Consider the following 21,121-nt stretch of genomic DNA (forward strand, 5'->3'; position numbering starts at 1 on the left):
GGTGCTGTCGCTCAGGCGAGAGCGGCCGAGCGGGGCGGGCCACGCCGTCCCAGTGAGTGCACGAACAGGCGCGTACGGGCGGGGGTGCTCCGGCGCGCGGGGCGCGGGAGCCGGCGTACCGGGGTCAGTCGTACGGTCACCGCGGCGGCCGCGATCAGCAGCGGCCGGAAGGTGGACGCGGCGACGGCGCGCAGCAGTTGGTCCAGGGCCCGCTCGCCGCGGCGCAGCCAGGCGGCGGCGAGGAGCCCGACGCCGACGTGCGCGGCGAGCAGCAGCCAGGCGGCGGCCGGGTCGGTGTGCACGAGCAGGGTGGCGGCGCGGTCGTCGCCGCCGGTCACGCGGGCCAGCGGCGCGCCCACGCTGCCGCCGCACAGCACGTCGAGGCCGACGGCGCGCAGCGGGCCCGCGACGGGGCCGCCCGCCCTGCCGTAACAGACGTGCTGGCCCGTGGTGAAGACCGTGTCGGCGGCCAGCTCCAGCGGGATGAGCAGGGCCGCGATCCGCCCGAAGCCGCGTTCGCGGCCCGCCAGCGCGTACGCGATGACGAAGACGGCGGCGGTGATCGCGGCCACGGTGCCCAGCGGCAGCGCGACCCGGGACAGCAGCACGTGCGACGCGGCGGAGAGCGTCACGACGACAGCCGTGAACAGTGCCGCGCGCACGGCTCTGAGCTGGGTCCCGGATATGTCCATAGCGGAGCCGAGTGTCCCACGGGCTCCCGTAAGAGCTCCCTAAAGGGTTCCTATGTGTTACGGGAGCGTTGTGAGTCCGTCGTCCGGCGTGCCTACAGGCCGGGGATCCGGCCGTTGCGGAACAGGTCCACGAAGATCTGGTGGTCGCCGCGCGCGCGTGCGCCGTAGCTGTGCGCGAAGTCGACCAGGAGGGCGGCGAAGCCCTCCTCGTCGGCCGCGATCGCCGCGTCGATGGCACGCTCCGTGGAGAACGGCACCAGCTCCGAGTGGCCGCTGTCGTCGTCGGCCGCCGCGTGCATCGCCGCCGTGGCCCGGCCGAGGTCCGCGACGACCGAGGCGATCTCCTCCGGGTCGTCGATGTCGCTCCAGTCCAGGTCCACCGCGTACGGCGAGACCTCGGCGACGAGCTGGCCCGCGCCGTCCAGTTCGGTCCAGCCCAGCCACGGGTCGGCGTGCGCCTGCAGCGCGCGCTGGGAGATCACCGTGCGGTGGCCCTCGTGCTGGAAGTAGTCACGGATCGAGGAGTCCGTGATGTGCCGGGAGACGGCCGGGGTCTGGGCCTGCTTGATGTAGATCACGACGTCGTTCTCCAGCGCGTCGCTGTTGCCCTCCAGCAGGATGTTGTACGAGGGCAGACCGGCCGAGCCGATGCCGATGCCGCGGCGGCCGACGACGTCCTTCACGCGGTACGAGTCCGGGCGGGCGAGCGAGGACTCGGGGAGCGTCTCCAGATAGCCGTCGAAGGCGGCGAGCACCTTGTAGCGGGTGGCCGCGTCCAGCTCGATGGAGCCGCCGCCGGGGGCGAAGCGGCGCTCGAAGTCACGGATCTCGGTCATCGAGTCGAGCAGCCCGAAGCGGGTCAGCGAGCGGGCGTCGCGCAGCGCGTCCAGCAGCGGGCCCTCGGCGGTGTCCAGCGTGAAGGGCGGCACCTCGTCGCTCTTGGCGCCGGTGGCGAGGGAGTGGATGCGCTCGCGGTAGGCGGTCGCGTACACCGTGACCAGCTCGGTGATCTGCTCGTCACTGAGCGCCTTGGCGTAGCCGATGAGGGCCACGGAGGCGGCGAAGCGCTTGAGGTCCCAGGTGAAGGGGCCGACGTACGCCTCGTCGAAGTCGTTCACGTTGAAGATCAGGCGACCCTGGGCGTCCATGTACGTGCCGAAGTTCTCGGCGTGCAGGTCGCCGTGGATCCACACCCGGGAGGTCCGCTCGTCCAGGTACGGGCCGCCCCGCCGGTCGGCCTCGAGGTCGTGGTAGAAGAGCCCCGCCGTGCCCCGGTAGAACGCGAAGGCGGAGGCCGCCATCTTGCGGAACTTCACGCGGAACGCGGCCGGGTCGGCGGCCAGGAGCTCGCCGAAGGCGGTGTCGAAGACGGCGAGGATCTGCTCGCCGCGTTGCTCGGCGCTGAGCTGCGGGACCGACATCGCTGGGTGCCTCCTGGTGCAGGTGGTGCGTGACATGAGGGAAGGACGACAGAGCCGTCCACCCGGGACGGACGCCTTCGTCCTCCCAACGGACGAAGGTACGCGGGAGTGCCCGCGTTCCCCGCACGAAGGTACGGCCGATCCGGCCGCCCGTCACCCGGCCACCGCGGCCGCGGGGCGTCCCGGGGCACCTCGCGTCGCAGTGTTCATCTCAGCTGTCAGTCGGGCGTCATAGACTTCGACGCTGTCCCCCAGACTGTCGCCGATCGTTCTTCTTGGAGGCCGAAGCCGTGTCGAAGCCGCCGTTCACGCACCTGCACGTCCACACCCAGTACTCGCTGCTGGACGGTGCCGCGCGGCTCAAGGACATGTTCGATGCCTGCAATGAGATGGGCATGACACACATCGCCATGAGCGACCACGGCAACCTCCACGGGGCGTACGACTTCTTCCACACGGCCAAGAAGGCGGGCGTCACGCCGATCATCGGCATCGAGGCGTACGTCGCCCCGGAGTCCCGGCGCAACAAGCGCAAGATCCAGTGGGGCCAGCCGCACCAGAAGCGCGACGACGTGTCCGGTTCGGGCGGTTACACCCACAAGACGATCTGGGCGGCCAACCGGACGGGACTGCACAACCTCTTCAAGCTCTCCTCGGACGCCTACGCCGAGGGCTGGCTCCAGAAGTGGCCCCGGATGGACAAGGAGACCATCTCCCAGTGGTCCGAGGGGCTCATCGCCTCCACCGGCTGCCCCTCCGGCGAGCTCCAGACCCGGCTGCGCCTCGGCCAGTTCGACGAGGCCCTGAAGTCGGCCGCCGAGTACCAGGACATCTTCGGCAAGGACCGCTACTTCCTCGAGCTGATGGACCACGGCATCGAGATCGAGCGCCGGGTCCGCGACGGCCTCCTGGAGATCGGCAAGAAGCTCGGCATCCCGCCCCTGGTGACGAACGACTCGCACTACACGTACGCGCACGAGGCGACCGCGCACGACGCCCTGCTCTGCATCCAGACCGGCAAGAACCTCTCCGACCCGGACCGCTTCCGCTTCGACGGCACCGGTTACTACCTGAAGTCGACGGACGAGATGTACGCGGTCGACTCCTCGGACGCCTGGCAGCAGGGCTGCGCCAACACCCTCCTGGTCGCCGAGCAGATCGACACGACCGGCATGTTCGAGGCGAAGAACCTCATGCCGAAGTTCGACATCCCCGAGGGCTTCACCGAGGTCACCTGGTTCCAGGAGGAGGTCCGCCTCGGCATGGAGCGCCGCTTCCCCGGCGGCGTCCCCGACGACCGCCAGAAGCAGGCCGAGTACGAGATGGACGTCATCATCCAGATGGGGTTCCCGGGGTACTTCCTCGTCGTCGCGGACTTCATCATGTGGGCCAAGAAGCAGGGCATCGCGGTGGGCCCGGGCCGTGGTTCCGCGGCCGGTTCGATCGTGGCGTACGCCATGGGCATCACCGACCTCGACCCCATCCCGCACGGACTGATCTTCGAGCGGTTCCTCAACCCCGAGCGCGTCTCCATGCCCGACGTCGACATCGACTTCGACGAGCGCAGGCGCGTCGAGGTGATCAGGTACGTGACCGAGAAGTACGGCGCCGACAAGGTCGCCATGATCGGCACCTACGGCAAGATCAAGGCGAAGAACGCCATCAAGGACTCCGCACGCGTGCTGGGCTACCCGTACGCGATGGGCGACCGCCTCACCAAGGCGATGCCCGCGGACGTCCTCGGCAAGGGCATCGACCTGAACGGCATCACCGACTCCTCGCACCCCCGCTACAGCGAGGCCGGCGAGATCCGGGCGATGTACGAGAACGAGCCGGACGTGAAGAAGGTCATCGACACCGCCAAGGGCGTCGAGGGCCTGGTCCGACAGATGGGCGTGCACGCCGCCGGCGTCATCATGTCCAGCGAGCCCATCGTCGACCACGCCCCGGTCTGGGTCCGGCACACCGACGGCGTGACCATCACGCAGTGGGACTACCCGCAGTGCGAGTCGCTCGGCCTGCTGAAGATGGACTTCCTCGGCCTGCGCAACCTGACGATCATGGACGACGCCGTCAAGATGGTGAAGTCCAACAAGGGCATCGACCTCGACCTGCTGGCCCTCCCGCTCGACGATCCGACGACCTTCGAACTGCTCCAGCGCGGCGACACCCTCGGCGTCTTCCAGTTCGACGGCGGCCCCATGCGCTCCCTGCTGCGCCTGATGAAGCCCGACAACTTCGAGGACATCTCCGCCGTCTCGGCGCTCTACCGTCCCGGCCCGATGGGCATGGACTCGCACACGAACTACGCGCTCCGCAAGAACAAGCTCCAGGAGATCACCCCGATCCACAAGGAGCTGGAGGAGCCCCTCGAAGAGGTCCTGGCCGTCACCTACGGCCTGATCGTCTACCAGGAGCAGGTGCAGAAGGCCGCCCAGATCATCGCCGGTTACTCGCTCGGCGAGGCCGACATCCTGCGCCGCGTGATGGGCAAGAAGAAGCCCGACGAACTGGCCAAGAACTTCGTCCTCTTCCAGAAGGGCGCCCGGGACAAGGGCTACAGCGACGAGGCGATCCAGGCCCTGTGGGACGTGCTGGTCCCCTTCGCCGGCTACGCGTTCAACAAGGCGCACTCGGCCGCGTACGGCCTGGTCTCGTACTGGACCGCCTACCTGAAGGCGAACTACCCGGCCGAGTACATGGCCGGTCTGCTCACCTCGGTCAAGGACGACAAGGACAAGTCCGCGATCTACCTCAACGAGTGCCGGCGCATGGGCATCAAGGTGCTGCCGCCGAACGTCAACGAGTCGGAGCAGAACTTCGCCGCCCAGGGCGACGACGTGATCCTCTTCGGCCTCTCCGCCGTCCGCAACGTCGGCACGAACGTCGTCGAGTCGATCATCAAGAGCCGCAAGGCCAAGGGGAAGTACGCCTCCTTCCCCGACTACCTCGACAAGGTCGAGGCCGTCGCCTGCAACAAGCGCACCACGGAATCGCTGATCAAGGCCGGCGCGTTCGACACCATGGGGCACACCCGCAAGGGCCTCACCGCGCAGTTCGAGCCGATGATCGACAACGTGGTGCAGGTCAAGCGCAAGGAGGCCGAGGGCCAGTTCGACCTCTTCGGCGGCATGGGCGAGGAGGACACCAGCGAGCCCGGCTTCGGACTCGACGTCGAGTTCACCGCCGACGAGTGGGACAAGGCCTATCTGCTCGCCCAGGAACGGGAGATGCTCGGTCTCTACGTCTCCGACCACCCGCTCTTCGGCCTGGAGCACGTGCTGTCCGACAAGGCGGACGCGGGCATCTCCCAGCTCACCGGCGGTGAGCACGCGGACGGCGCCGTCGTCACCATCGGCGGCATCATCTCCGGCCTGCAGCGCAAGATGACCAAGCAGGGCAACGCCTGGGCGATCGCCACCGTGGAGGACCTCGCGGGCTCCATCGAGTGCATGTTCTTCCCCGCGACCTACCAGCTGGTGTCCACCCAACTCGTCGAGGACGCCGTCGTCTTCGTCAAGGGACGCCTCGACAAGCGCGAGGACGTGCCGCGCCTCGTCGCGATGGAACTCCAGGTCCCGGACCTGTCCAACGCGGGCACCAACGCCCCCGTGATCCTCACCATCCCGGCGCTGAAGGTCACTCCGCCCATGGTCAGCAGGCTCGGTGAGATCCTCAGCCACCACCGGGGCGAGAGCGAGGTGCGCATCAGGCTCCAGGGTCCGCGCAAGACCACCGTCCTGCGCCTCGACCGGCACCGGGTGAAGCCGGATCCGGCCCTCTTCGGCGACCTGAAGGTCCTGTTGGGCCCGTCCTGCCTGGCGGGCTGAGACCGGCGGGGAGAGAGGTGCACGACGAGGGGCGCATCCAAGACCGGATGCGCCCCTCGGTGTGTGCATGGGCTTCAACAGCCCTTACGCGCGGCTCAGTTGTGGCCGAAGCGCTTCTGGTGCTTGCGGGCTACGTCCGCGGGGCTGCCCTGTCCCTGTGACATCGGGGTGTGCGCCTCCGTCGAGGACCGCTGCGCCTGCTCCTGCGCGCGTTCGGCCTGAGAGGAGCGGTCCTGCTGGCTGCCCTGCTTGCGGTTCTTGTTCTTGGCCATGGTGATTGCCTCCTGTGGGGCCCGAGGGGTCAGGGCCGGATCCAGATTCACATAGCCTGACAAGCAGTGCATTTCGGAGAATTACCGTGCGTAATAAGCCCTGTCGGAGCGTTATCTCCTGATACGCCACGCCGAAGATCGAGTTCGGGCCGTTAACCTCCACGGCGTCGGGCAGACTCGAAGGAAGCCCGAAGCAAACCTCCCGGAAACCGGAAAGAGGGTGGACCGCGTGGACCGCTGCATCGTCCTGGTGGACGCCGGGTATCTGCTCGGTGCTGCCGCCAGTCTCCTGGCCGGAGAGCCCTCGAGATCCCGGATCACCGTCGACCACGGCGCCCTCATCCAGGGGCTGCGCGACCGTGCCGAATCCGACACGGAGCGGCCCCTGCTGCGTATCTACTGGTTCGACGGCGCCCCCGACCGCGTACCGCAGCCGGAGCACCGCAGGCTCAGGGTGATGCCGCGGGTGACGGTGCGCCTCGGCGCGCTGACCCGCAGCGACGGACGGTGGGCGCAGAAGGGCGTCGACGCCGCCATGCACGCCGAGCTCACCGAACTCGCCCGCAACCGCGCCTGCTCCGACGTGGTCCTGGTGACCGGCGACGGGGATCTGCTGCCGGGCATGATGGCCGCCAAGGAGCACGGTGTCGCCGTGCACCTGTGGGCCGTGCAGGCCGCCGACGGGGACTACAACCAGTCCGAGGACCTGGTCGCCGAGGCCGACGAGCGGCGGGTGCTGGACCGGGCCTGGATCACCAAGGCCGTACGGGCCAAGGAGATCGGCGGGATCTGCGCGCCACCGCCCGCGCCGCGTCCCGAGATCGCCGCGATCCTCTCCGCTCCACTGCCCGACTCCTCGCTCGCCGGCTCCGCGGAGCGCCCCGCCCAGGACGCGGAGCACGACCCGGCAGCCGAGTCGCAGAACGGCGCCGAGGAGCGTGTACCCGCCCCCAAGGGCGTCCCCACCCCCAAGGACCTCGCCGCACTGCGCGCGCCCGGCGTCCAGGCCGCCCAGCCCCCCACCAGCGCCACCCTGCGCTGGTCCTCCGACAAGGGGTGGATCGAGCGGCCGGGGGGCACCACGGAGTCCGCCGAGGCCGCCGCACTGCCCACGCTCGCCCAGCTCACCTCCGCCGAGCAGCGCTGGGCCGACCGGGAGGAGGACATCACCACGGTCGGCGGCGACCCCTACGAGGTCGGACAGGTCTTCGCGCGCCGCTGGATGGGGCGGCTGACGGACCAGAGCCATCTGCAGAAGCTGTCCGCGATGTACCCGCGCGTCCCGCACCGCGTCGACGGCGAGCTGCTGCGCTACGCCGCGCGGTTCGGACTGCTCGCGCACAAGGACGACCAGATCGACGAGCACGACCGGTATGCCATCCGGGCGGGCTTCTGGCGCGAGATCGACGTGCGTACGGCCGCGGAGCACGCCCCCGCCGGGGAGTGACGGGGGAGCCGTCGTAGCCCCGTCGTGTCCCCGTTGAACCCCCCGTCGAGCCTGCGTCCGCTCTTCCGCCGCGGGAGGGTGGGAGCTGGTCACCTGGCCACGGGCCCTCCTGGGGGACCCGCCGGGCCCGGCTCCGTGGAAGACCGTGCCGGGCGCATGCCGGGCTGGAGAGTCGGTCCGGCGCCGCTCGGGACCGGGCTGAGGCGAGGGCCCCGGGAGCATAACGGGGCATCGGACCCCGTAGGCTCGTCCCTCGTGAGTACGCGCACGGCACAGGCAGTCCGGAACGGACACGGGGGCGGTCTCGTGTGCGCGGTGCGCGCGCTGACCAAGACCTATCCGGCCGTCCGCGGACGCCGGGGCGCCCCCGGCACACCCGAGGTGCGGGCCACCGACGGGGTGCGGCTGGACATCCGGCGCGGCGAGATCTTCGGACTGCTCGGACCGAACGGCGCCGGCAAGTCGACCCTGGTCCGCCAGCTCACCGGACTCATGCGACCCGACAGCGGCAGCGTCGAGATCCTCGGGCACGACATCGTGCGCCACCCCGAGCGGGCGGCGCGGATCCTCGCCTACCTCGGACAGGAGTCCACCGCCCTCGACGAGCTGACCGTCTCGCTGGCGGCGGAGACGACCGGACGGCTGCGCGGGCTCGAGCTCCGTGAGGCACGGGCCGAGCGGGACGCCGTACTCGACGAGCTGGGCCTGACGGCACTGGCCTCCCGCCCCCTGAAGAAGCTGTCGGGCGGACAGCGGCGCCTCGCGTGCGTCGCCGCCGCACTCGTCGGGGAGCGACCGCTGCTGGTCCTCGACGAGCCGACCACCGGAATGGACCCCGTCGCCCGGCGGGCCGTCTGGGCCGCCGTCGACCGGCGCCGGGCCGAGCGCGGGACGACCGTGCTGCTGGTCACCCACAACGTCATCGAGGCCGAGACCGTCCTCGACCGGGTCGCCGTCCTCGACCGCGGCCGCGTCATCGCCTGCGACACCCCGGCCGGTCTGAAGGAGCGGGTCGCGGGCGAGGTCCGGGTCGAACTCGTCTGGCGCGAGAACGCCCCGCTGGACGTGCCCGAGGTCGCCGCGCTGCGCTCCAGGGCCGTCGAGTCGGGCCGTCGCTGGACCCTCCGGCTCGCGCCCGAGGAGGCCCGCGCGGCGGTCGCCACGGTCACCGGTGGCGCCGCCTTCGCCGCGCTCGACGACTTCACACTGGCCACGCCGAGCCTGGAGGACGTGTACCTGGCGCTCGGCGGCGACACGCAGGGGCTGGTGAAGGCGTGAGCGGGAGGGGCCTGGAATCCGTAGGGGAGTCTGTACGGACGGGGAGGGGTGTCATGGGCGTGCGCAACAGGGACAGGACGGCTGCCGGAGCGAAGAGGAGCAGCTCGACGTGAGTGTCGTACCCGCCGAGGTGCTGCCGGGCAGCGCGCTGTCCGTGGCCGAGGAGATCGGCGACGCCGTGGAACTCGGGCCGCGGGCGCGGCTGTGGCCCTCCCTCGCCGCCGTGTACCGGGCGCAGCTCTCCCGGGCACGCGTGGCGCGGATCCCGCTGCTGTTCGTGGCCACCTTCCAGTCCGTCGGGATCATGATCCTGATGCGGGGCGTGGTGGACGGCGGGGGCGAGGCGCGGGCCGTGGTGGCCGGGGCGTCGGTCCTGGTGGTCGCCTTCGTCGCGCTCAACCTCCTCGCGCAGTACTTCGGGCACCTGCGGGCCAGCGGCGGCCTCGACCACTACGCGACCCTGCCGGTGCCGCCGGCGGCCGTCGTGCTCGGTGCCGCGGGCGCGTACGCGTCCTTCACCGTGCCCGGGACCGTCGCCACAGCCGTCTTCGGCTGTGTGCTCTTCGGGCTGCCCATGGCCCACCTGTGGGTGCTCGTGGCGGTGATCCCGCTCGCGGGCGCGGCGCTCGCCGGGCTGGGGGCGGCGCTCGGGCTGCTCGCGCCGCGGCCCGAACTCGCGACGCTGCTGGGACAGCTGGGCATGTCCGCGGCGCTGCTGCTGGGGGTGCTGCCGGCCGACCGGCTGCCGACGGTCGTGCAGTACGGGCGTGATCTGCTGCCCTCGACGTACGGCGTCGAGGCCTTCGCGCGGACGTTCGGGGCGCATCCGGACTGGACCTTCGTCCTCGGCGACCTCGCCGTCTGCGCGGGCGTCGGGGTCGCCTCGCTGGCCGTGGCGACCTGGGCGTACCGCCGGGCGGCCGTCCGGTGACGCGGTCGACAGCCGGGCCTGGCACGATGTCAGGGTGACCGCACCGCTGACTCCGCCTCCGCCGCCGCACCACCAGCCCTCGGACAACGCCCACGGCTGGCAGGCTCCGCCTGCCGGTGGCGCCGACGGGCACGCCGGGTACGAGAAGGACGGGCCCGGGATGAAGAGGGAAGTCCTGGAGGCCGCCGTCATCACGGTGGCGGTGGCGCTGGCGGGGGTGCTGCTCGGCGTGCTGTGGTCGTGGCTGGCGCCGCATGTGCCGCTGGTCGCGGACGACACCGCCGTGTATCTGAAGGACACCGAGGGGGAGCAGGCCATCGGGGTGGACGGAACGTTCACGCTGCTGGCGCTCGGGTTCGGGGTGCTCAGCGCGGCCGTGGTGTTCCTGGTGCGGCGGCGCGGGGGTGTGCCGCTGGTCGTCGGCCTCGCGGTGGGCGGTCTGCTCGGTTCGGTGCTGGCCTGGCGGCTCGGCGTCTATCTGGGGCCCACGCAGAACGTGGTGGCCCATGCCAAGGCCGTGGGCAAGGGGGTGACCTTCTCCGCGCCGTTGAAGCTGGGGGCGAGGGGGGCGTTGTTGGCGTGGTCGCTGGGTGCGTTGGTGGTGCATCTGGGGTTGACCGCGTTGTTCGGGCCGCGGGATCCGGATCCCTACGCGAGCCCTTATCCGTCGTTCCCGCCGGTGCCTCCGGCGGGCTGAGGGGGTCCACCGGCCTCGGGGTGTTTCGCCCCGGCGCCCCGGCGTCCCGTTCCTGGGGCTCCGCCCCCGGACCCCCGCCAGGGGCGCTGCGCCCCCTGGACCCCCGCCATCGCCCGAAGGGCTCGTCCTCAAACGCCGGACGGGCTGAAAGACATGACCCCGGCGTCGGCCGTCGAGGGCAACCCGTCAGCGTGGGCCCGCATCTTCAGCCCGTCCGGAAACATCCAGCGCACGTCGAAATCTTCAGCGCATGCCGCACTCTCCGGCACCGGCCCTCGCCGACATCTCCAGCGTGGGCCCGCATCTTCAGCCCGTCCGGCGTTTGAGGACGAGGCCGTTCAGGCCGAAAGCGGGGGTCCGGGGGCGGCAGTCCCCGGGTGCGGGTGGGGCCGGTTCACCCCCGTGCGACAGGCGCGCGCACGGCGTCGGTGAGGGTGGCGAGGTCGTCTGGGGCGAGCTCGACCTCCAGGCCGCGCCGCCCCGCCGAGACACAGATCGTCTCGTGCAGTCCCGCGGACGCGTCCAGCACCGTACGGAGTTTTCTGCGCTGGCCCAGGGGTGAGATGCCGCCGCGGACATAGCCCGTCGTGCGTTCGGCGGCCGCCGGGTCCGCCATCGCCGCCCGCTTGCCGCCCACGGCCGTGGCCAGGGCCTTCAGGTCCAGGGAGCCCGCGACGGGGACCACCGCGACGACGAGGGCGCCGTCCACGTCCGCGACCAGGGTCTTGAAGACCCGGTCGGGGGAGACGCCCATCGCCTCGGCCGCCTCCTCGCCGTACGAGGGGTGCGCGGGGTCGTGCTCGTAGGCGTGCACCGTGTACGCGACGCCCGCCGCCGTCAGGGCGACGGTCGCGGGGGTGCCCCCGGCCTGCTGCTGTTTCTTCGGCTTCTTCGCCATCGGCCTTCCCGGATGCGCGAGGGATGTCAGTTCAGGCTCGTCGGGCCGCGCGTCAGGTCCGACGCCGGCAACGACGGCAGATTACGGATGATCGCGGTCTCGGCGCGCAGGAGTTTCAGCTCCTCACGGAGGCGGGAGGCCGTGTCGGAGGCCTGGAGCAGCTTCTGCTTCGCCGGGATGTCCAGCATCGCGGCGGCCGCCACCAGGTAGGAGACCACCGCCGGCTCGTCCGGGAGGTCGGCGCCGGTGGACAGGGAGCGCTCGCGGGCGCCGGCGAGCCGCTTCTGGTACTGGCGGAAGGCGCGCAGGACACCTTCGGCGAGCGCGCCCGCCTCCTCGCCCGGCTCCTCCGGCAGCTCCTCCAGCTCGGCGGTGAGGAACGCGCCGGAGGCCTCCACGGACAGCAGCCGTACCCGCGTGGTTCCGGTGGCCAGTACCTCGAAGCTGCCGTCCGCACGCTCCCTGATGGTCGCCGCGTCCGCGATGCAGCCCACCTCGTGGAAGGCCAGGAAGGGGTTGTCGCCGAAGCCGGCGGCGGGCCCGCGGGCGGGTACGGCGGTCTGGTCGGGCATGCCGGGGCCGCTCGTCGCGACCTCGTGGCCGTCGCGGATGGCGACGACGGCGAACCGGCGCGGTTCGTCCTCGGGAGTCTTCAGCAGGTCGCGCATCATGGCGCGGTAGCGCTCCTCGAAGATGTTCAGAGGCAGCACGAGCCCGGGGAACAGTACCGAGTTCAGCGGGAAGAGGGGGAGCCGGACGGTGGTCACGACGGGCAAGCCTAATGGTCGCCGGAGGGAGCGCGTCCGCCGTGCTCACTCCGTGGATGTACGGGCATGCGGGACGCGACCTCCAGACGTACCCCGTCGCGCAGTTCCAGGAACTGGCCGAGGGGGTCGTCCGAGACCCGGTCCCAGGGGAACGACGTGGCGTAGGGACCGATCAGACGGAGCTGTTCCAGGGCGTCCGTCCAGCGCTCCAGCCTGATCAGGACGTAGGTGAGCAGGTTGCGGACCTCGGCGGGCCACGGATCGGCGGGGCCGTAGGTCGCCGAGACCGCGATGGCGAGGTCGGCCGCCGCGTCGAGCCGCTCGCGCCGCACCACGGCCCCGCCGCCCTCGGTCAGGAACGCGAAGGCCGCCCGGACCGGGAGGGCCTGCACCAGGGAGCCGGGCAGCGCGTCCTGGGCGGCCCGCTCGGCGAAGTCGAAGCACTCGCGGTGCGAGCCGTACCAGGCGGCCGAGAGGTACTTCAGGGCGGCGACGTGGCATCCGTAGTGGTGCGGCGAGCGGCGTACGGCCTCGCCCCACAGCTTCTCGAACTCGGTGTGCCCGGCGTTGGTCCCCCTGGCGTGGTCGAGCGCGATCCGCCACGGCACCGGGTCGTGCGGGTCGCCCTCGGCGGCGGCCGCGATCAGCGGGCCGACCTGGCGCAACAGCTCGGCGCGGGCGGGCGAGTCCCACCAGCGGCGCACCGCGAGTTCGGCCTTGACGAGCAGCGCGTCCGGGTCGTGCGGGGAGTCGCTCTGCCAGGTGTCGAGCCATTCGCCGCGGGAGCGCGCGAAGGCGGCGAGACGCATCGTGTAGCGGTCGCGGTTCTCCCACTCGGCGGCCTCGCGGGTGGTGGCGAGCAGTTTGGCCGTGGGGCCGTAGTCGCCGCGGCCCGCGGTGACCAGGGCCGGGCCGAGCCGGTCGTCGGGGACGTCCAGCAGCACCTCGTCGTCGGCGGGCAGCCCGGCGGCGAGAGTCGAGGAGTTCCGGGCCATCCGGGCCGTGCGGATGAGCGCGCGCAGCAGTGCCATGGTGTCGACCATTGAAAGCCGCAGGTCGGGGCTGTGCCAGAGGGGGTGCGGTGACGCTTTCGTAACCGTCGATTGGTTGTACGCCAAACAGTCAAGAATGGGTAAATGATGACCGTTTCTCAGCTATTGAACCCTCGTCAACAACGATAGCGCCGGGCCCCGGGCCCCCGGACCGCGGCGGCCGTACCCGCTGCCAACTGCGTGCAGGCCTCGTCGGCCGCGTCGTAGTGGTCATCAGCTGCGGCGCAGCAGTCGGGTCGCTCCCGCCGCCACCGTCGTCGCCAGGATCCAGCCGAGCAGGATCACCACGGCGGCCAGCCACTGCCAGCCGCCGCGCAGCTGCCAGACGCCCACCTGTCCGAGGTCGACCACGGGCAGCAGCAGGTCCAGGGCGAACAGCGCCGCGTTCCACGGCGGATGTCCTCCGTCGTCGACCGGCGGATGGCTGGCGTGCGAGAAGGCGATCGACGTCGCCGCCCAGAGCACCGCCATCCACAGGGCGGCACGGCCCGGCCGGTACCCGTAGGCGACCGTCCAGTCCTGCGCGTACCCCCACAGTTTGGCCGCGAGCGGCAGCGTCTCGCGGCGGCGGCGCTGCTTGGCGAGCAGCACCTCGCGCGCGTCCTCGTCCTCGCCGGAGTCGCGCAGCACGGTGGCCAGCCGCTCGTACGGCTCCGGGCTGTACTCGGCGGTCGCCGCCGCCACCCACTCCAGGCGCCGCGTCAGCGGGAACGCGCCCTGGGGCACGAGGTTCTCGTAGCTGAAGCCGCCCATGTGCAGATTGCCCGGCTGGGGCCAACTGTCCGCGCGGTCGACCAGATTGACGATCCGCGCGCCGGACAGCACGACCTTGCCCCGCTCGGGCCGCTCCCCGAGAAAGCGCAGTTCCGGCGTCTGCACCCGCAGCAACGACAGCTCCTGGTCGTCGTCGAAGGTGAAACGGGCCCCCTCGAAGTCGACCGCGTCCCCGAACCGCCCGTCGTCCAGCCGTATCCCGCCCCGGCACTCGAACCGCCGCACCAGCGTGCCGCGCGCCGGGGTGGTGCCGCTCGTCAGCCAGGGCGTGCCCACGGCCGCGGGTGTCATGTACAGCGTGCGGTTGACGGTGAGCTGGGGAGCGTTCAGGGCGAGGCGGGTGTACGGATTGCTCAGGTTGCTGCCGCGCAGGCTGAGCGAGACGCCGACGGTCGCGCCGCGCAGGCTCAGCTCGCCGTGCGACTCCAGCATCTCCGCCTGCAGGTCCTGTCCCACGGTCATGCCGTCGCCGGTGATCGAGCGGCCGCGCCGGTCCCGGTAGACCACGGCCTGGTTGAGCATCAGGTCGGTGCCGATGTGCGCGTCGGTCAGCCGTACGCCGTTGTGGAAGCGGCAGCGCGGCAGATGCAGGTCACCCTCCGTGTGCACCCGGGCGGCCTCCAGGCGCGGCACCGAGCAGTCGACCAGGCGTGCGGTCGTGAAGCGGGCCTCCGGCAGCAGGATCTCCTTCTCGAACCGGCAGCCCTTCAGCTCGACGTACGGCACGACGGTGCCGCCCGCCAGGTCCAGGACGTCGGAGATCTGCACGCCGGTCAGCTTCAGGGAGGCGACCCGGCCCTGCAGGGCGGGCGGCCCGTCGAGCAGCAGCCACGCCACGATCCGGGCCCGCACGCTGCGCTCGGGCCCCCAGGGGTGGCCGCCGTGCGGATCGTCCACGGCGGTGTCCCCGTCGCGCAGGTCGTACACGCTGCCGTTGCGGAAGGCCTGCCACATCCCGGCCTCGGCGGCGGTCAGTTCGTCGGGCAGGTCCCCGGCGCGGATGCCGGCACCCTCGGTCACGGTGCTTCCCTTCCTCCCCAGCTACTCGCGGGTTCGTACAATCGTTCATGCCCGCTGGGTGACAGGTCGAACGCTCCTGGTGACGAGGATGTCCCGGAGGGGACGCGGGTGGCTTGTATCAGCCATTGATACAGGCGACCGGCGCCTTATCTCGGTCTGAGAGAATTGCCTACGTGATCTCCCGAATCGATCTGCGCGGCGACGCCCTCCCCGAGGGCACCGCCCTGCGCGACCTGCTGCCCCGAGCCGACTTCGACGTATCGGCCGCCCTGGAGAAGGTGCGTCCGATCTGCGAGGCCGTGCATCATCGCGGGGACGCGGCGCTGATCGACTACGCGGAGAAGTTCGACGGCGTTCGGCTGGAAGCCGTGCGGGTCCCGGCCCAGGCCCTCGCGGAGGCCCTGGAGCGGCTCGACCCGGCCGTGCGCGCGGCCCTGGAGGAGTCCATCCGCCGGGCCCGCGTGGTCCACCGCGCGCAGCGCCGCACCTCGCACACCACCCAGGTCGTGCAGGGCGGCTCGGTCACCGAGAAGTGGGTGCCCGTCGAGCGGGTGGGTCTCTACGCGCCCGGCGGCCGGTCCGTCTACCCCTCGTCCGTGATCATGAACGCGGTCCCGGCCCAGGAGGCCGGCGTGCCCTCCATGGCCCTCGCCTCGCCGCCGCAGCGTGAGTTCGGCGGACTTCCGCACCCGACGATCCTCGCCGCCTGCGCCCTCCTCGGCATCGACGAGGTGTACGCGGTCGGCGGCGCCCAGGCCGTCGCGATGTTCGCGCACGGCACCGAGTCCTGCGCCCCGGCCACCATGGTCACCGGCCCCGGCAACATCTGGGTCGCCGCCGCCAAGCGGTACTTCACCGGCAAGATCGGCATCGACACCGAGGCAGGTCCCACCGAGATCGCCGTCCTCGCCGACGAGACCGCCGACCCGGTGCACGTCGCCGCCGACCTGATCAGCCAGGCCGAGCACGACCCGCTCGCCGCGGCCGTCCTGGTGACCGACTCGCCGGCCCTCGCGGACGCCGTGGAGAAGGAACTGCGACCGCAGGTCGCGGCGACCAAGCACGTCGAGGACCGGATCGTCCCCGCCCTGACGGGCCGGCAGTCCGCGATCGTGCTCGTCGACGGCATCGACGAGGGCCTGCGGGTCGTCGACGCGTACGGCGCCGAGCACCTGGAGATCCAGACGGCCGACGCGGCGGCGGTCGCCGACCGGGTCAGGAACGCCGGAGCGATCTTCGTCGGTCCCTGGGCCCCCGTCTCGCTCGGCGACTACGCGGCGGGCTCCAACCACGTCCTGCCCACCGGCGGCTGCGCCTGCCACTCCTCGGGCCTGTCCGTCCAGTCCTTCCTGCGCGGCATCCACATCGTCGACTACACGCGGGACGCGCTGGCCGACGTCGCGCATCACGTGGTGACGCTCGCGGAGGCGGAGGACCTGCCCGCACACGGCGCGGCGATCAAGGCCCGTTTTGTCGGAGACGAACAAGTGTCGCGTGGCTGGAAGGTACCCGAAGGCAAGTGACTGGCATCGACGATCTCCCCGTACGGGACGAGCTGCGCGGCAAGTCCCCCTACGGCGCGCCCCAACTCGACGTCGCCGTACGGCTGAACACGAACGAGAACCCCTACCCGCTGCCCGAACCCCTCGTCGAGCGGATCGCCGAGCGGGTGCGTGAGGCGGCCCGCGACCTCAACCGCTACCCCGACCGGGACGCCGTGCAGCTGCGCACCGAGCTGGCCCGGTATCTGACCAGGACCGGCGGACACCGGGTCGGCGTCGAGAACGTCTGGGCGGCCAACGGCTCGAACGAGGTCATCCAGCAACTGCTGCAGACCTTCGGCGGACCCGGCCGTACGGCGATCGGCTTCGAGCCCTCGTACTCGATGCACGCGCTGATCGCGCGCGGCACCGGCACCGGCTGGATCGCCGGGCCGCGTGACGAGGACTTCACCGTCGACCCGGCCGCCGCCGAGCGGGCCCTCACCGAGCACCGCCCCGACGTCGTGTTCCTCACCACCCCCAACAACCCCACCGGCAACGCGATGCCGCGCGAGACGGTCCTCGCGTTGTACGAGGCCGCGCAGGCGGCCCGGCCGTCGATGGTGATCGTGGACGAGGCCTACGTCGAGTTCAGCCACGGGGACTCGCTGCTGCCGCTGCTCGAAGGACGGCCGAATCTCGTCGTCTCGCGGACGATGTCGAAGGCGTTCGGCGCGGCCGGCCTGCGCCTGGGCTATCTCGCCGCGCACCCGGCGGTCGTCGACGCCGTGCAGCTCGTACGGCTGCCGTACCACCTGTCGGCCGTCACCCAGGCCACGGCCCTGGCCGCCCTGGAGCACACCGACACACTGCTGGCGTACGTGGAGCGCCTGAAGGCCGAGCGGGACCGGCTGGTCACCGAACTGCGCGCGATCGGGTACGAGGTGACCGAGTCGGACGCCAACTTCGTGCAGTTCGGGCGATTCGCGGACTCCCACGAGGCCTGGCAGAAGATCCTCGACCGGGGCGTCCTGGTCAGAGACAACGGCGTACCGGGCCGGCTGCGGGTCTCCGCGGGTACCCCGGCCGAAAACGACGCGTTCCTGGACGCCGTCCGTGAGTTGAAGAAGGAGCAGAGCGCATGAGCCGCGTCGGAAGAGTGGAGCGGACGACCAAGGAGACGTCGGTCCTCGTCGAGATCGACCTCGACGGGACCGGCCGGGTCGAGGTGTCGACGGGCGTCGGCTTCTACGACCACATGCTCGACCAGCTCGGGCGGCACGGTCTGTTCGACCTGACCGTGAAGACCGAGGGCGACCTGCACATCGACTCCCACCACACGATCGAGGACACCGCCCTCGCACTGGGCGCCGCCTTCAAGCAGGCGCTCGGCGACAAGGTGGGCATCTACCGCTTCGGCAACTGCACGGTCCCGCTGGACGAGTCGCTCGCCCAGGTGACCGTCGACCTGTCCGGGCGCCCCTACCTAGTGCACACCGAGCCCGAGAACATGGCGCCGATGATCGGCGAGTACGACACGACGATGACCCGGCACATCCTGGAGTCCTTCGTCGCCCAGGCCCAGATCGCGCTGCACGTGCACGTGCCCTACGGGCGCAACGCGCACCACATCGTGGAGTGCCAGTTCAAGGCCCTGGCCCGGGCGCTGCGCTACGCCTCCGAACGCGACCCGCGCGCCGCCGGGATCCTCCCCTCCACGAAGGGCGCGCTGTGACCCCGCACGAAGGGCGCACTGTGTGCGCCGCCCGCACGGCCACCGCGCCGCAGACGACGACGATGCCCGCCGCGCCCAGCCACGCGGGCGCAGAAGCGAACGGAAAGACACTGTGACCGGCCTGTCGAGCATCCTGATCGTCGTCGGACTCTTCCTCCTCGGCGGCATCTACTCCTTCGTCAAGCAGGAGATGCCCAGGAGCCTCATCGTGCTGCTCTCCATCGGTGCCGCGATGTGCCTGGTCGCGGGGGTCATGAGGCTGGAGGTGTGGAATTGAGCGGCTCCAGGAAGGTCGTCGTCTTCGACTACGGCTTCGGGAACGTGCGCTCCGCCGAGCGCGCCCTGGCACGCGCCGGCGCCGAGGTCGAGATCACCCGTGACTACGACACGGCCATGAACGCGGACGGGCTGCTGGTGCCGGGCGTCGGCGCCTTCGCCGCCTGCATGAAGGGCCTCAGGGACGCCCGCGGTGACTGGATCATCGGCCGCCGTCTGGCGGGCGGGCGCCCGGTGATGGGCATCTGCGTCGGCATGCAGATCCTCTTCGCGCGCGGCATCGAGCACGGCGTGGAGACCGAGGGCCTGGACGAGTGGCCGGGCGCGGTCGAGCCGCTGCAGGCCGGCATCGTGCCCCACATGGGCTGGAACACGGTCGAGACACCGGCGGGCTCGCGCCTCTTCGCGGGCCTCGACGCCGACGCGCGCTTCTACTTCGTCCACTCGTACGCCGTCCACGACTGGTCCCTTGACGTCACGAACCCGGCGATCCGGGCACCCCTCGTCACCTGGGCCACGCACGGCAAGCCCTTCGTGGCGGCCGTCGAGAACGGCGCCCTGTGGGCCACCCAGTTCCACCCCGAGAAGTCCGGCGACGCCGGAGCCCAGCTCCTCACCAACTGGATCGGAACACTGTGAGCAAGCTCGAACTCCTCCCCGCCGTCGACGTCCGCGACGGCCAGGCCGTCCGCCTCGTGCACGGCGAGTCGGGGACGGAAACTTCTTACGGCTCCCCCCTGGAGGCCGCGCTCGCCTGGCAGCGTTCGGGCGCCGAGTGGCTGCACCTGGTCGATCTGGACGCCGCCTTCGGGACCGGTGACAACCGCAAGCTGATCGCCGAGGTCGCCGGCGCCATGGACATCAAGGTCGAGCTGTCCGGCGGCATCCGCGACGACGAGACGCTCGCCGCCGCCCTCGCCACCGGCTGCACCCGCGTCAACCTCGGCACCGCCGCCCTGGAGACCCCCGAGTGGGTCGCCAAGGTCATCTCCGAGCACGGCGACAGGATCGCGGTCGGCCTCGACGTACGCGGCACGACCCTGCGCGGACGCGGCTGGACCCGCGACGGCGGCGACCTCTACGAGACGCTGGAGCGCCTCGACTCCGAGGGCTGCGCGCGCTACGTGGTCACGGACATCGCCAAGGACGGCACGCTGCAGGGCCCCAACCTGGAACTGCTCAGGAACGTCTGCGCCGCGACGGACCGCCCCGTGGTCGCCTCCGGCGGGGTCTCCTCCCTGGACGACCTGCGCGCCATCGCCGCGCTCGTGCCCCTCGGCGTCGAGGGCTCGATCGTCGGGAAGGCCCTGTACGCGAAGGCGTTCACGCTGGAAGAGGCCCTGGAGGCGGTGGCCCGGTGAGCGGCGTCCGACGCCTCGCGAGCAGCGCGCCCTGGGAGGAGAGCTTCGGCTACTCCCGCGCGGTGGAACTTCCCAATGGTCTGGTGCTGGTCTCCGGCTGCACCTCCGTGATCGACGGCGCGATCGTCGACGGCGGCCCGTACGAGCAGGCGGTCAACTCCTTCGGTGTCGCGCTCGCCGCGCTGCAGGAGCTCGGCCTCGGCCGCGACGATGTCGTACGGACCCGTATGCACCTCACCCATGCCCGGGACGTGGAGGAGGTCGGACGCGCCCACAAGGAGCTCTTCGACTCGGTGCGTCCCGCGGCATCCATGATCATCGTCTCCGGCCTGGTGGACCCGCGGCTGGTCGTCGAGGTCGAGGTGGAGGCGTACCGGGAGGCGACGCAGTCATGACCCTGGCCGTACGAGTGATCCCCTGCCTGGACGTGGACAACGGCCGGGTCGTCAAGGGCGTCAACTTCCAGAACCTGCGCGACGCGGGCGACCCGGTCGAGATGGCCAAGGTGTACGACGCCGAGGGCGCCGACGAACTGACGTTCCTGGACATCACCGCGTCCTCCGGCAACCGCGAGACCACGTACGACGTGGTGCGGCGCACGGCCGAGCAGGTCTTCATCCCGCTGACCGTGGGCGGCGGGGTGCGCACCGCCGAGGACGTGGACAAGCTGCTGCGGGCGGGCGCGGACAAGGTCGGGGTCAACACGGCCGCGATCGCCCGGCCCGACCTCATCCGTGAGATCGCCGAGCGTTTCGGCCGTCAGGTCCTCGTGCTGTCGGTGGACGCCCGGCGCACCGAGAGCGGCTCCTTCGAGGTCACCACCCACGGGGGCCGCAAGGGCACCGGCATCGACGCCGTCGAATGGGCCCACCGGGCCGCCGAGCTGGGCGCGGGCGAGATCCTGCTCAACTCGATGGACGCGGACGGTACGAAGGACGGCTACGACATCGAGATGATCGAGGCCGTCCGCGAGCACGTCACGGTGCCGCTGATCGCCAGCGGCGGCGCGGGCCGGCTCGCCGACTTCCCGCCCGCCGTCGCCGCGGGCGCCGACGCGGTGCTCGCCGCGTCCGTCTTCCACTTCGGGGACCTGCGGATCGGCGAGGTGAAGGAGACGCTGCGGGGGGCGGGGCATCCCGTCCGCTGAACCAGCCCGCTGAACGAGCCGGGACCGCGGGGGACGAGATCG

The 21,121-nt window shown here is 71.3% G+C and carries 20 protein-coding genes; 13 read left to right on the forward strand and 7 right to left on the reverse strand.

Annotated elements, in window-relative coordinates; translation table 11 throughout:
• Positions 1-11: 11 nt before the first annotated feature.
• Both OG199_RS30260 and OG199_RS30265 read right to left on the reverse strand, forming a co-directional pair.
• Complete coding sequence (locus OG199_RS30260) at positions 12-692, reverse strand: hypothetical protein (protein WP_356800471.1); 681 nt, start codon at positions 690-692, stop codon at positions 12-14.
• 92 nt (positions 693-784) lie between these two features.
• On the reverse strand, positions 785-2,113 hold the full coding sequence (locus OG199_RS30265) for a DUF2252 domain-containing protein (RefSeq protein ID WP_356800472.1): 1,329 nt from the start codon (positions 2,111-2,113) through the stop codon (positions 785-787).
• Between the two features lie 290 nt (positions 2,114-2,403).
• Between OG199_RS30265 and dnaE the strand changes: the two genes are divergently transcribed.
• On the forward strand, positions 2,404-5,943 hold the full coding sequence (gene dnaE, locus OG199_RS30270) for a DNA polymerase III subunit alpha (RefSeq protein WP_266698528.1): 3,540 nt from the start codon (positions 2,404-2,406) through the stop codon (positions 5,941-5,943).
• Positions 5,944-6,038: 95 nt separating this feature from the next.
• Here dnaE and OG199_RS30275 read toward each other — a convergent pair whose 3' ends face one another.
• Entirely contained in the window at positions 6,039-6,215 is a 177-nt protein-coding gene (locus OG199_RS30275) for a hypothetical protein (RefSeq protein WP_187285986.1), read from the reverse strand.
• Positions 6,216-6,444: 229 nt separating this feature from the next.
• Here OG199_RS30275 and OG199_RS30280 point away from each other — a divergent pair, with 229 nt between their 5' ends.
• The 4 genes from OG199_RS30280 (at position 6,445) to OG199_RS30295 (ending at position 10,568) form a co-directional block, all read left to right on the forward strand.
• On the forward strand, positions 6,445-7,662 hold the full coding sequence (locus OG199_RS30280) for an NYN domain-containing protein (protein ID WP_356809344.1): 1,218 nt from the start codon (positions 6,445-6,447) through the stop codon (positions 7,660-7,662).
• Positions 7,663-7,968: 306 nt separating this feature from the next.
• Positions 7,969-8,940, forward strand: a complete 972-nt coding sequence (locus tag OG199_RS30285; RefSeq protein ID WP_356809347.1) for an ABC transporter ATP-binding protein — start codon at positions 7,969-7,971, stop codon at positions 8,938-8,940.
• 109 nt (positions 8,941-9,049) lie between these two features.
• Positions 9,050-9,871 (forward strand): ABC transporter permease, encoded by an 822-nt coding sequence (locus tag OG199_RS30290; protein ID WP_266698523.1) that lies wholly within the window; start codon positions 9,050-9,052, stop codon positions 9,869-9,871.
• Positions 9,872-9,905: 34 nt separating this feature from the next.
• Complete coding sequence (locus OG199_RS30295; protein WP_401798641.1) at positions 9,906-10,568, forward strand: AAA family ATPase; 663 nt, start codon at positions 9,906-9,908, stop codon at positions 10,566-10,568.
• Between the two features lie 394 nt (positions 10,569-10,962).
• Here the strand turns inward: OG199_RS30295 and ybaK are convergent, their stop codons facing one another.
• The 4 genes from ybaK to OG199_RS30315 form a co-directional block, all read right to left on the reverse strand.
• A complete protein-coding gene (ybaK, locus tag OG199_RS30300; protein WP_401798639.1) occupies positions 10,963-11,466 on the reverse strand; it encodes a Cys-tRNA(Pro) deacylase in 504 nt (167 codons plus the stop codon).
• Between the two features lie 26 nt (positions 11,467-11,492).
• Positions 11,493-12,233 (reverse strand): LON peptidase substrate-binding domain-containing protein, encoded by a 741-nt coding sequence (locus tag OG199_RS30305; RefSeq protein WP_393084376.1) that lies wholly within the window; start codon positions 12,231-12,233, stop codon positions 11,493-11,495.
• Between the two features lie 11 nt (positions 12,234-12,244).
• A complete protein-coding gene (locus tag OG199_RS30310) occupies positions 12,245-13,264 on the reverse strand; it encodes a hypothetical protein (protein ID WP_401798637.1) in 1,020 nt (339 codons plus the stop codon).
• Positions 13,265-13,498: 234 nt separating this feature from the next.
• Positions 13,499-15,079 (reverse strand): oxidoreductase, encoded by a 1,581-nt coding sequence (locus OG199_RS30315; protein WP_405832138.1) that lies wholly within the window; start codon positions 15,077-15,079, stop codon positions 13,499-13,501.
• Between the two features lie 173 nt (positions 15,080-15,252).
• Between OG199_RS30315 and hisD the strand changes: the two genes are divergently transcribed.
• The 8 genes from hisD (at position 15,253) to hisF (ending at position 21,079) form a co-directional block, all read left to right on the forward strand.
• Positions 15,253-16,602 carry a histidinol dehydrogenase gene (gene hisD / locus OG199_RS30320; protein ID WP_405832140.1) on the forward strand — a complete coding sequence of 450 codons (1,350 nt, stop codon included), beginning with the start codon at positions 15,253-15,255 and terminating at the stop codon, positions 16,600-16,602.
• Positions 16,599-17,705, forward strand: coding sequence for a histidinol-phosphate transaminase (locus OG199_RS30325; RefSeq protein ID WP_356806799.1), 1,107 nt, complete (start codon positions 16,599-16,601; stop codon positions 17,703-17,705). Before hisD ends, OG199_RS30325 begins: the two co-directional genes overlap by 4 nt.
• Positions 17,702-18,295 (forward strand): imidazoleglycerol-phosphate dehydratase HisB, encoded by a 594-nt coding sequence (gene hisB, locus OG199_RS30330; protein ID WP_266698512.1) that lies wholly within the window; start codon positions 17,702-17,704, stop codon positions 18,293-18,295. Before OG199_RS30325 ends, hisB begins: the two co-directional genes overlap by 4 nt.
• A 112-nt stretch (positions 18,296-18,407) precedes the next feature.
• Positions 18,408-18,572 (forward strand): hypothetical protein, encoded by a 165-nt coding sequence (locus tag OG199_RS30335; RefSeq protein WP_194280715.1) that lies wholly within the window; start codon positions 18,408-18,410, stop codon positions 18,570-18,572.
• A complete protein-coding gene (hisH, locus tag OG199_RS30340; protein WP_356806802.1) occupies positions 18,563-19,210 on the forward strand; it encodes an imidazole glycerol phosphate synthase subunit HisH in 648 nt (215 codons plus the stop codon). Before OG199_RS30335 ends, hisH begins: the two co-directional genes overlap by 10 nt.
• Positions 19,207-19,932 carry a bifunctional 1-(5-phosphoribosyl)-5-((5-phosphoribosylamino)methylideneamino)imidazole-4-carboxamide isomerase/phosphoribosylanthranilate isomerase PriA gene (priA, locus tag OG199_RS30345; RefSeq protein ID WP_356806804.1) on the forward strand — a complete coding sequence of 242 codons (726 nt, stop codon included), beginning with the start codon at positions 19,207-19,209 and terminating at the stop codon, positions 19,930-19,932. The genes hisH and priA overlap by 4 nt, the downstream gene beginning before the upstream one ends.
• Positions 19,929-20,327: a RidA family protein gene (locus tag OG199_RS30350; RefSeq protein ID WP_356806806.1), complete on the forward strand. Its 399-nt coding sequence runs from the start codon at positions 19,929-19,931 to the stop codon at positions 20,325-20,327. The genes priA and OG199_RS30350 overlap by 4 nt, the downstream gene beginning before the upstream one ends.
• Positions 20,324-21,079 (forward strand): imidazole glycerol phosphate synthase subunit HisF, encoded by a 756-nt coding sequence (gene hisF / locus OG199_RS30355; RefSeq protein WP_356806808.1) that lies wholly within the window; start codon positions 20,324-20,326, stop codon positions 21,077-21,079. Before OG199_RS30350 ends, hisF begins: the two co-directional genes overlap by 4 nt.
• The last annotated feature ends 42 nt before the right edge of the window (positions 21,080-21,121 follow it).

The sequence above is a fragment of the Streptomyces sp. NBC_01176 genome (assembly GCF_045039825.1).
GTDB lineage: Bacteria > Actinomycetota > Actinomycetes > Streptomycetales > Streptomycetaceae > Streptomyces.